Source organism: Myxococcus llanfairpwllgwyngyllgogerychwyrndrobwllllantysiliogogogochensis, assembly GCF_006636215.1.
GTDB lineage: Bacteria > Myxococcota > Myxococcia > Myxococcales > Myxococcaceae > Myxococcus > Myxococcus llanfairpwllgwyngyllgogerychwyrndrobwllllantysiliogogogochensis.
In genome coordinates, this window is the sequence record NZ_VIFM01000666.1 from 1 (window position 1) to 531 (window position 531).

General features: G+C 61.4%; 1 protein-coding gene. It reads left to right on the forward strand.

Going from position 1 to position 531, the window contains the following annotated elements:
• Positions 1-18: 18 nt before the first annotated feature.
• A partial coding sequence (locus FJV41_RS55390; protein WP_220137994.1) for a dihydroxyacetone kinase subunit DhaK occupies positions 19-531 on the forward strand: 513 nt, incomplete at its 3' end.

The following is a 531-nucleotide window of genomic DNA, read 5'->3' on the forward strand; positions in this document are numbered from 1 at the left end:
TAACCTCCAGGAACCGTTATGTCTCAATTCTTTTTTAATCAGCGCACCAGCCTCGTCAGCGACGTTATTGAAGGGGCGATTATCGCCAGCCCGTGGAATAACCTGGCGCGGCTGGAGAGCGATCCGGCGATCCGCGTGGTCGTGCGCAGCGATCTGAATAAGAGCAACGTCGCGGTGATCTCCGGCGGCGGCTCCGGCCACGAGCCGGCCCACGTGGGCTTTATTGGCAAAGGCATGCTCACCGCCGCCGTCTGCGGCGATATTTTTGCTTCACCGAGCGTCGATGCGGTGCTGACGGCCATCCAGGCCGTCACCGGCGAAGCGGGCTGTCTGCTGATCGATGGCACCGTCTGGCAGGATGACGAGCTGCAGGCCGCCGGCGTCGGGCGCAATACCGGGCGCGATATGGGCCACCTGGCGCTCGGCGATGAGCACGGGATGATGGCCCTGCTGGCCTCCCTGCCGGCAAAACGCAAAATTCTCATTCATATTAATAACACCAACCCGATCCTTAACGAGCAGTCTCCCCAG